The sequence below is a fragment of the Actinocorallia lasiicapitis genome (assembly GCF_054778695.1).
Genome location: NZ_BAAGZI010000267.1, coordinates 1 through 8,510 on the forward strand (window position 1 = coordinate 1; position 8,510 = coordinate 8,510).

The 8,510-nt window shown below is 72.2% G+C and carries 7 protein-coding genes; 5 read left to right on the forward strand and 2 right to left on the reverse strand.

Translation table 11 applies throughout. The features are described 5' to 3' along the window. Positions 1–829 (forward strand): PDR/VanB family oxidoreductase (locus tag ACYVE7_RS24050; protein ID WP_460367431.1); only part of this gene is annotated, 829 nt, incomplete at its 5' end. Next, positions 826–1,509, forward strand: a complete 684-nt coding sequence (locus ACYVE7_RS24055; RefSeq protein WP_460367433.1) for a TetR/AcrR family transcriptional regulator — start codon at positions 826–828, stop codon at positions 1,507–1,509. The genes ACYVE7_RS24050 and ACYVE7_RS24055, both read left to right, overlap by 4 nt. Here the strand turns inward: ACYVE7_RS24055 and ACYVE7_RS24060 are convergent. Next, positions 1,495–2,349, reverse strand: a complete 855-nt coding sequence (locus ACYVE7_RS24060; RefSeq protein WP_460367435.1) for a 3-hydroxyacyl-CoA dehydrogenase NAD-binding domain-containing protein — start codon at positions 2,347–2,349, stop codon at positions 1,495–1,497. The two genes, ACYVE7_RS24055 and ACYVE7_RS24060, sit on opposite strands and share 15 nt — an antisense overlap. Positions 2,350–2,472: 123 nt before the next feature. Then, positions 2,473–3,705, reverse strand: coding sequence for an isochorismate synthase (locus ACYVE7_RS24065; protein ID WP_460367437.1), 1,233 nt, complete (start codon positions 3,703–3,705; stop codon positions 2,473–2,475). Positions 3,706–3,797: 92 nt separating this feature from the next. Here ACYVE7_RS24065 and ACYVE7_RS24070 point away from each other — a divergent pair, with 92 nt between their 5' ends. The 3 genes from ACYVE7_RS24070 to ACYVE7_RS24080 all read left to right on the forward strand — a co-directional run. Further along, positions 3,798–4,601, forward strand: a complete 804-nt coding sequence (locus tag ACYVE7_RS24070) for a tyrosine-protein phosphatase (protein ID WP_460367439.1) — start codon at positions 3,798–3,800, stop codon at positions 4,599–4,601. Positions 4,602–4,704: 103 nt separating this feature from the next. Further along, a complete protein-coding gene (gene fusA / locus ACYVE7_RS24075; protein ID WP_460367441.1) occupies positions 4,705–6,732 on the forward strand; it encodes an elongation factor G in 2,028 nt (675 codons plus the stop codon). A gap of 103 nt (positions 6,733–6,835) precedes the next feature. Beyond that, on the forward strand, positions 6,836–8,510 hold a 1,675-nt coding region (locus tag ACYVE7_RS24080), incomplete at its 3' end, for a glycoside hydrolase family 31 protein (RefSeq protein WP_460367443.1).

The window sequence follows — 8,510 nt, forward strand, 5'->3', positions numbered from 1 at the left end:
CTGGCAGCCCGGCTGCCACATCGACCTGCACCTGCCCTCGGGCCGCACCCGCCAGTACTCCCTGTGCGGCGACCCCCGCGACCGCTACTCCTACCGGATCGCCGTCCGCCGCCTCGACGACGGCGACGGCGGCTCCCGCGAGGTCCACGCCCTCGCCGACGGGCAGCGCCTCACCCTGTCCGGCCCGCGCAACGCCTTCCCCCTGGCCGTCACCGAACGGCATCTGTTCGTCGCGGGCGGCATCGGCGTCACCCCGATCCTGCCGATGGTCCAGGCCGCCGAGCGGCGCGGCGCCGACTGGCGGCTGCTCTACTTCGGCCGCGACCGCACGTCCCTGCCGTTCCTGGACGATCTCGCCGCCCACGGCGACCGTGTCACCGTCCGCACCGACGACCTGCACGGACCGCCCACGCCCGGCCTGTTCACCACGGGCGGGCCGTTCGCCGACCTCGCCGGTGTCACGGTCCACGCCTGCGGGCCCGCGCCGCTCATCGACCTGGTCCGCACCGCCGCCCACGGCCGGGCCCTGTCGTTCCAGTCCGAACGGTTCTCCCCCGCGCCCGTCGTGGACGGCAAGCCGTTCACCGTCCGGCTGGCCCGCCGCGGCACCACCGTCGAGGTCCCCGCCGACCGCACCGCGCTCGCCGCGATCAGCGAGGCCGTCCCCGATCTGGCCTACTCCTGCCGGCAGGGGTTCTGCGGCACCTGCAAGGTCGGGGTGCTGGCCGGCCGACCAGACCATCGCGACCACGTCGCCGCGCGCACCGCCGATGAGATGATGATCTGCGTCTCCCGAGCAGTGGACGACCACCTCACCCTCGACCTGTGAACGAAGGCCACCGCATGGCGTCCGCCACCGAACACCGCCCGCGCCGCATGGCGCCCGAGGACCGCAAGCAGGCCCTCATCGACTCCGCGCTCGAGCTGTTCGGCAGCGACACCCCCGAGCGCGTCACCATGGAGGACGTCGCCGCCCACGCCGAGGTCTCCCGCGCGCTGGTCTACCGGTACTTCTCCAACATCGAGGAGATCTACGTCGCGGCGCTGCGCACGGCCGTCGACGACCTCGTCCAGCGGATCGAGACCCAGCGCGAAGGCGACCTCCTCGCCCAGCTCGAAGCCACCATGGGCGAGTTCGTGTCGTTCGCCGAGGAACGCGCCGCCGGGTACATCGCCCTGCTGCGCTCCGGCTCGGTGATCGCGACCAGCGAGACCGCGGCCCTGGTCGACGAGGTCCGCCACGCCGCCGTCAAGGAGGTCCTCGACCGGCTGGAGATCACCGACCCGAGCCCGTTCCTGCTGCTCACCCTGCGCTGCTGGATCGCGGCGTGCGAAGGCGCCCTGCTCACCTGGCTGCAGGAACGCACCCTCCCCAAGGACGCCCTCGTGCCCTGGCTGTCCGGCCAGCTCATCGCCATGGTCGCCGCCACCGCGGGCCACGACCCGGCCGTCGCCGCGTTCATCGCCAAGCTCAGCGAGGCCGCCGACCCCGCGTCAGGCTCCCTCTAGGGCGTCCAGGACGGCCCGGGTCCTGCGGTCACGGGCCGTCACCTGCGCCTCGTACGACGACGCGTCACTGCCGTAAGCCTTGTCGACGGCCGCCACCACCGGGCCCAGCCGCGCCGGATCGGGCTTGCCGATCTCGAAATTCATCTGCGAGCCGACGTTCTCCAGCAGATGCCGGATCCCCTCGGGCCCGCCGCCCAGCCGCATCCCCTCGAACGGCCCGGTCGTCGCCCACCGCAGCCCCAGTGACGCCTTGACCAGGTCGTCCAGCGCCTCCGGTTCGATGACGCCCTGCTGCACCAGATACATCGCCTGGTCGTTGAACACCTTCTGCAGCCGGTTGCCGACGAACCCCGGCACCTCCTTGTTCAAGGTGACCGGCACCTTCCCCAGGCTCCGGTACACCTCCACCGCGCGCGCCACGGCGCTCGGCGCCGTCGCCTCACCGGGCACCACCTCGACCAGCGGCATCAGCTCCGGCGGGTTGAACGGATGGCCGATGAGGATCCGGTCGGCCGCCGGGCTGCCCTCCGCGATCGCCGTCGGCAGCAGCGAGGACGACGACGAGGCCAGCACGACGTCGCCGCGTGTCCCCGCCGCCATCGTCGCGAACAGCCGGTGCTTCAGCTCGATCCGCTCAGGTCCTGACTCCTGCACGAAGTCCGCGCCCTCCAGCGCGGCCGCCAGATCGCTCACCGCGACCGCGCCGGGGATCCGCGCGTCGACCAGTTCCGCCAGGTCAGGCCGGGGATCGCTCACCCGCACCTGCCAGCCCGCGCTCCCGAACAGCCGCGCCCACGACTCCCCGATGACACCCGCGCCGACGATCACCACGACCGACATGGCCCACCCCCGCTTCCAGCGATCCGGACTGACGGCCCTACCCGCCACCCCAGCACCCGAAAGCGCGATCAGCGTAGGCCGGGGCAGTCTTTCCGCACTGTTTCCCCCGCTTTGAGGGGGCGGTCAGCCTTCGAGGGCCTCACGCATCACCAGGAACTTCGTCTGGGTCTCCGCCAGTTCCTCCGCCGGAACCGAATCCGCGACGATCCCGCAGCCCGCGAACAACCGGGCGCGCCGCCCCTCGAGCTGCGCGCAGCGCAGCGCGATCCCCCACTCGCCGTCACCCCGGCCGTCCACCCAGCCGACGGGGCCCGCGTAGCGGGACCGGTCCATCACTTCCAGTTCGCGGATCAGGTCCAGCGCCACGTCCGTCGGGGTTCCGCCGACCGCGGGCGTCGGGTGCAGCGCCTCCAGCACGTCCAGCACCGACCGCTCCGCGCCCAGCCGGCCCTCGACCGGGGTCGCGAGATGCTGCAGATTCGCCAGCCGCAGCAGCCGCGGCGCCTCCGGCACCTCCAGCTCGGCGCAGAGCGGGGTCAGGGCCTCGCGCACCATCGTCGCCGCGTAGGCGTGCTCGTCCAGATCCTTCGCCGAACGCAGCAGCCGCCGCGCCAGCTCCGCGTCCTCGGCCTCGTCCCGGCCCCGCGGCGTCGTCCCCGCCAGCACCAGCGACTCGATCATCTCTCCCGACCTGCGGACCAGCAGCTCGGGGGTGGCCCCGACCAGGCCGTCCACCGCGAAGGTGTAGCACTGCGGGAACCGGTCCGACAGCCGGCGCAGCAGCACCCGCGCGTCCAGCGCACGTTCCGCCTGCGCCCACAGGTCCCGCGCCAGCACCACCTTGCCGAGACGGCCCTCGCGGATCCGCTCCACCGCCGCCGCGACCGCGCCGCCCCATTCCGGGGCCGTCAACGTGCCGTCGGTCCAGCCGATCCCCACCGGCTCCTCGACCGGACGCACCAGCGACAGGCCGTCCGGCTCGCCGATCGTGGTCAGCCAGGCCCGGCCGTCGCGCCACCCCAGCACCGTCCGCGGGACGATCAGCACGCTGTCCGGGCTCTTGGCGTCGAAACCGAACGTCCCGAACGCGACCGGGCCCGACCCCGGCACCCCCACGGAGTCCTCGACCCGCGCGGCGCCGAACAGCGCGTCGAGCCGCCGCCGCGCCCACCCGAACCGGTCGTCGCCGCCGGGCGGGCGGATCCGCACGACCTCGCCCCAGCCCACCAGGCCCTCGTCCCCGCGGATCCACGCCAACGCGGCAGGATGCGGCAGCCGGGCGATCAGATCGACCGGCCCCTCCACCGGCACCGAACGGACCACCAGCGGTTTCGAGGCTCCCAGGGCAACGCTCACACACCCACAGTACAGAAGAGTTGAACCCGTTCAAAAGATGGGTCCCGCCCCGCGCCGAATGATACCCGCCACACCCAGGTAGGCTCACGATCATGAGCGCGCACACCCGCTGGATCACCCTCGACGGCGCCGTCAACGTCCGTGACCTCGGCGGACTCCCCACCACCGACGGCTCCACCACCCGAACCGGCCGCCTCTACCGCTCCGACAACCTCCAGGACCTCACCCCCGACGACGTCCGCCGCCTCACCGCCGAGCTCGACCTCCGCCACGTCATCGACCTGCGCAGCGCGGCCGAAGTCCGCCTCGAAGGCCCCGGCCCCCTCACCGCCCACCCCGACGTCGTCCACCACCACCTGTCACTCTTCACCGAAGTGGGCGCGCACACCGACGTCGACGCCGACCCCGCCGAAGCCGTCGACGGCGACCGGGTGCTCCCCTGGCAGCACCGCACCGAGACCAACGAGGACGGCCGGCGCAGCGTCGGCTTCTACCGCGGCTACCTCCGCGACCGCCCCGACTCCGTCATCGCGGCGCTCCGCGTCATCGCCCACCACGATCACGCCGCCGTCGTCCACTGCGCCGCGGGCAAGGACCGCACGGGCGTCGTCGTCGCCCTCGCGCTCGAGACCGCGGGCGTCACCCGCGAGGCCATCATCGACGACTACGCCGCCACCGGCCTGCGCATCACCCAGATCCTCGCGCGCCTGCGCGCCAGCCCCACCTACCGCGACGACCTCGACCGCCGCCCCGACGACAGCCACATCCCGCACGCCGCCATCATGGACAAGTTCCTCACCCGCCTCGACGAGGAGCACGGCAGCCCCGCCCGCTGGCTCACCGCCCACGGCTGGACCGACGACGACACCCGGGCCCTGCGAAACCGCCTGCTCTAGCACTCACCCCGGCAGACCGCCAGAAAACCCCTCGCGCTCCCGATCTTCTCGAACGGATACTCGGTCCACGACCGATCACCTACGAGACAGAACGGGAACCCTCATGGTCGCCACGACGCGCAGCACCGCCACCCTCCGCAACATCGGAGTCATGGCCCACATCGACGCGGGCAAGACCACCACCACCGAGCGGATCCTGTACTACACCGGCGTCTCGCACAAGATCGGCGAAGTCCACGACGGCACCACCGCCATGGACTACACCAGGCAGGAACGCGCCCGCGGCATCACCATCACCAGCGCCGCCACCACCTGCCACTGGACCGTCGACGGCGTCGACCACCGCATCACCCTGCTCGACACGCCCGGCCACGTCGACTTCACCATCGAGGTCGAACGCTGCCTGCGGGTGCTCGACGGGGCCGTCACCGTCTTCGACGGGGTCGCGGGGGTCGAACCTCAGTCCGAGACGGTCTGGCGGCAGGCCGACCGGTACCGGCTGCCCCGGATCTGCTTCGTCAACAAACTCGACCGGCCCGGCGCCGACTTCCACGCCTGCGTCGAAGCCGTCGCCGCACGCCTGGCCGCCGTCCCGCTCGTCCTCCAGCTCCCCATCGGAGCGGAAGCCGACTTCACCGGCGTCATCGACCTCATCACCATGACCGCGCTGCTCTGGCGGCCGGACACCCCGCTCGGCGACGCCTACAGCACCGCCCCGATCCCCGAACACCTGCGGGAACAGGCCGCCCACCGGCGCGCCCGTCTCATCGAGACCCTCGCCGACCACGACGAAACCGTCCTGACCGCCTACCTGAACGGAGAACAGCCCACCGAACGGCAACTCCACGCCGCCATCAGGCGCGCCACCCTCGCCCAGGACGGACCGACCCTCACGCCCGTCCTGTGCGGCTCGGCCTTCAAGAACAAGGGCATCCAGCCCCTCTTGGACGCCATCGTCCGCTACCTCCCCGCACCCGGCGACCGAGGCGACACCCAGGGACCCCTCACCGCGCTGGCCTTCAAGATCCACACCGACCAGCATCTGGGCAGGCTCACCTTCCTGCGCCTCTACACCGGAACCCTCACCACCGGGGACACTGTCCACAACGCCAACAAGCAGCGCGCCGAACGCATCAGCAAGCTCTACCGGATGCACGCCGACAAACGAGAGGAGACCACCACCGCCCACGCCGGCGAGATCGTCGCGGCCGTCGGCCTCAAGCAGACCACCACCGGCGAAACCCTCTGCGATCCCGGCCACCCGGTCGTCCTGGAGTCCCTCGACTTCCCCGACCCCGTGCTCGAGATCGCCGTCGAACCGCGCTCCACCGACGATCACGACCGGCTCGCCCACGCGCTCGCCCGCCTCGCGGAGGAGGACCCCTCCTTCCGCGTCCGCACCGACCGCGTCACCGGCCAGACCGTCCTCGGCGGCATGGGCGAACTCCATCTGGAGATCCTGCTCGACCGGATGGAGGACGAGTTCGGCGTGGCCGCCGTCAGCGGACGCCCCCGCGTCACCTACAAGGAAACGATCACCCGCGGCACCGAACGCCACACCTACACCCACCGCAAACAGACGGGAGGAAAGGGACAGTACGCACGGGTCCAGCTCATGCTGGAACCGCTCCCCGACGTCCCGTACGAGTTCGTGAACCAGATCACCGGCGGCCGCGTCCCGCGCGAGTACATCCCGTCGATCGACCTCGGCTGCCAGGACGCCCTCCGCGAGGGGGTCCTGGCAGGCCACGAGGTCACCGGCGTGCGCGTCACCCTCACCGACGGCGACTTCCACGTCAACGACTCCTCGGAACTCGCCTTCCGGGTCGCGGGCGCGGCCGCCTTCCGGGAGGCCGCCGCCCTGGCCGGGCCCGTCCTGCTCGAACCCGTCATGGCGGTGGAGGTGATCGTCCCCGAGGAGCACCTGGGCGACGTGATCGGCGACCTCGGCTCCCGCCGGGGCCGGATCCGCACGCTCGGCGAACGGTCGGGCGCCCGCACCGTCGAGGCGCTCGTCCCGCTCGCCGAACTGTTCGGGTACGTCGGCGACCTGCGCGGACGCACCTCGGGCCGCGGCTCCTACACGATGGAGTTCCACTCCTACGAACCGGCCGCGGGCTCGACGCGGTAGGCCCGAACGAGGGTAGGGGGTGCCGGGCCGCGTGGCCCGGCACCCTCGGCCGATGATCCGTGTAGCGTGACGTCCCCACAGCCGATCAAGGGGATCCGACGTCATGTCCGCAGCTCGCCGACTGCCCACCCGGCCACTCCCCTCCCCCGGAGCGACCGTCCAGGGGGAGCACTGGCGGATCACCGTCATCACCGACGGGCTCGTCCGGCTCGAATGGTCGGACGACGGCGGCTTCGAAGACCGCGCCTCCAGCCTCGCCCTCGACCGGACCGCGCCCCCGCCCGACTTCACCGTCCACGACGACGGCGCGTTCCTGGAGCTGACGACCGCCCGGTTCCGGCTCTCCTACGACCGCCGGCCCTTCTCCCCCAGCGGGCTGTCGGTCACGGTGCTGCGCGGCGACGGCTGGCAGAACACCTGGCGCTACGGCGACGCCCCCGCCGACCTCGGCGGCACCGCCCGCACCCTGGACCGCGCCGACGGCGCCATCCCCCTCGACAGCGGGGTCGTCTCCAAGACCGGCGTCGCCGTCCTCGACGACTCCGCCTCGATGCTGTTCGAGGACGACGGCTGGATCGGCACCCGCACGCCGGGCCGCACCGACCTCTACGTCTTCGCCTACGACCACGACTACCCCGCCGCCCTGGACGCCTTCTACCGGCTGTCCGGCCGCCCGCCGCTCCTGCCCCGCTGGACCCTCGGCAACTGGTGGAGCCGCTACCACGCCTACAGCGACACCGAGTACCTGGCCCTCATGGACCGGTTCGACCAGGAGCGGATCCCGTTCTCCGTCGCCGTCATCGACATGGACTGGCACCGCGTCGACTCCGTCCCCGAGCAGTACGGCACCGGATGGACCGGCTACTCCTGGGAACCCGCCCTGTTCCCCGAACCCAAGGCCTTCCTCGACGACCTGCACCGGCGCGGCCTGCACGTCACCCTGAACGTCCACCCCGCCGACGGGGTCCGCGCCTTCGAGGACGCCTACCCCGCCATGGCCGACGCCCTCGGCATCGACCCCGACACCGGCCGTCCCGTCGCCTTCGACATCACCGACCGGGCCTTCGCCGACGCCTACTTCACCCACCTCCACCACCCGCTGGAGGCCCAGGGCGTCGACTTCTGGTGGATCGACTGGCAGCAGGGCCCGCACTCCCGCGTCCCCGGCGTCGACCCGCTCTGGATGCTCAACCACCTGCACTACCTCGACTCGGGCCGCGACGGCCGCGCCCCGCTCACCTTCTCCCGCTACGCGGGGCCCGGCAGCCACCGCTACCCCATCGGGTTCTCCGGCGACACCGTCGTGTCGTGGGACTCGCTGCGGTTCCAGCCGTACTTCACCGCCACCGCCGCCAACATCGGCTACGGCTGGTGGAGCCATGACATCGGCGGCCACTACGGCGGCGTCCGCGACGACGAGCTCACCGCCCGCTGGATCCAGCTCGGCGTCTACTCCCCCATCCTGCGGCTGCACTCGGGCAACAACCCGTTCCTGGTCAAGGAGCCGTGGGCGTACGCGCCCGAACCGCGCGCCGCGATCACCGGGGCGCTGCGCGACCGGCACCGGCTCGTCCCCTACCTGCACACCATGAACCACCACGCCGCCGACGGCACCCCGCTGGTCCGGCCGATGTACCATCTCGCGCCCGGCGAGGCCGCCGCCTACACCGTGCCCGGCCAGTTCGCGTTCGGCAGCGAACTGCTCGTCGCCGCGATCACCGAGCCGCGCGACCCGGTCACCCTGCGCGCCGCCGCCCGCGCCTGGCTCCCGCCCGGCG

What these genes read in the sequence shown, in the direction of transcription:
- fusA (WP_460367441.1), top strand. Translation starts at nt 4,705, where the DNA reads ATGGTCGCCACGACGCGCAGCACCGCCACCCTCCGCAACATCGGAGTC.
- ACYVE7_RS24070 (WP_460367439.1), top strand. Translation starts at nt 3,798, where the DNA reads ATGAGCGCGCACACCCGCTGGATCACCCTCGACGGCGCCGTCAACGTC.
- ACYVE7_RS24060 (WP_460367435.1), bottom strand. Translation starts at nt 2,349, where the DNA reads ATGTCGGTCGTGGTGATCGTCGGCGCGGGTGTCATCGGGGAGTCGTGG.